Annotated in this window: 2 protein-coding genes; both read right to left on the reverse strand. The window is 64.1% G+C overall.

Translation table 11 applies throughout. The features are described from left to right. A partial coding sequence (locus QZV94_RS10015) for a glycosyltransferase (protein ID WP_293677681.1) occupies positions 1-566 on the reverse strand: 566 nt, incomplete at its 3' end. Between the two features lie 27 nt (positions 567-593). Next, positions 594-1707: polysaccharide ABC transporter ATP-binding protein (locus QZV94_RS10020; protein ID WP_293677682.1), on the reverse strand; the 1114-nt coding region annotated here is incomplete at its 5' end.

Here is a 1707-nt window from a genome sequence, read left to right on the forward strand (position 1 = left end):
GGAATGACCTGGATCTTGTCCGGCGACACCGCGAACTGCTTCACGATGTCTTCCTTGATCCATTGCGAGTTGACGATCACCGCCTGCGACAGGCGGCAGCCCATCGGATACATCGCCTCGCGCCACGCCAGCTCGTCGGGCGTGAAGAATTGCGGGTAATGCAGGTGCTGCAGGTCGTGCGGGTTGTAGACCGTGGGAATGGCGCAGTAGGTGAAGGACTGCGTCGGGAAATGCATCACGCCAAGATCGAGGCTCTCGAAGAAGCCGTCCGACACATGCGCCTCATGCCAGCGCGAGGGCAGCGTGAACTTGCGGCGGATCTTCGTCTTGAAGTCCTGCAGGCCGGTCTTCCAGGTTCTTTTGCGCGTCGCGTCCGGGTGCAGCACGATCTGCTGGTTGGCGCCGAGGCCTGCGAGCCAGTCGGCCTGTTTCTGCGAGCGGACGACGAGGACATAGGTTTCAGGCCCGTCATCGAGGCGGCCGAGTGCGGATATGAGGCTGTGAATGGCCGGCGCAATGCCGCCGTTCAAGCCGGGTTCGACCTCGATGCTGATACCGATGCGCACGTGCTCAGGACCCTTTCACCGCCAGCCTCAGGCTGCGGGCGTGACCGTCCACGGCAGCGCCATGCGCAGGAGGCCGTTGCGCTGGCTGGGCAGCATGCCGCCGATGCTGTCGCCGGCGACCTCGACTGAGAACGCCATGGCGCGGGCGACGTCGAAATTCATCTGCACGCCCGGAATGTCCGAATTGCAGGTGAGATAGAAACGGCCAGCGTTGAGGAAGTGGGCGGGCAGCGTGCAGCGGCTGACATAGCGGCCGGGCTTGCGCGCGTATTCGGGGGAATAGGAGTCGAGATCCTTGGTCGAGAGGATGATCTCCCCTTCCCGGCCGAGCAGGAGAAGGCCCGTGCGCAGGCCTTTCGCAGGCTGGAGAATTTCGTACTCCATCTCGACCTCGATGGGCTCGCTGGTCGAGAAGTTGGTGGTCGAGAGGCCGGCAGAGGAGCGCATGCGCAGGGCATACAGCTTGATATGGTCTGAGCCGGGCGCGTTCTCGGCAGTGAACTCCAGCGCGCCGGTGTCCGAGCCGCCATCGGCGAGATAGTGGGCGACGATCTCGTTGGTGCGGCCGATCTCGCGCACGCGGCCACGTTCCATCCAGATGGAGCGCGGGCAGAAGTTCGCGATCGCAGACATGTTGTGCGAGACGAACACGACGGTGCGGCCATGGCTGGCGACTTCGCCCATCTTGCCGAGGCAGCGCGCCTGGAACTTGGCGTCGCCGACGGCGAGGACTTCGTCGACGATCAGGATTTCCGGCTCGAGGTGGGCGGCCACGGCAAAGGCGAGGCGCGTATACATGCCCGAGCTGTAGCGCTTCACCGGCGTGTCGATGAATTGTTCGATTTCCGCGAAGGCGACGATCTCGTCGAACTTCCGGTCGATCTCCTTCTTCTTCATGCCGAGGATGGCGCCATTGAGGAAGGTGTTCTCGCGGCCCGTCAGTTCGCGGTCGAAACCCATGCCGACCTCGAGCAGCGAGCCGACGCGGCCGCGCATCTCGACGCGGCCCTTTGTCGGCTCGGTCACGCGCGAAAGCACCTTGAGCAGCGTGCTCTTGCCGGCCCCGTTGCGGCCGATGACGCCGACGACATCGCCCTGCGCGATCTCGAAGGAGACATCGTCGAGCGCCTTGAACATGGGC

Origin of the sequence: uncultured Phenylobacterium sp. (genome assembly GCF_902826855.1) — a bacterium.
GTDB lineage: Bacteria > Pseudomonadota > Alphaproteobacteria > Caulobacterales > Caulobacteraceae > Phenylobacterium.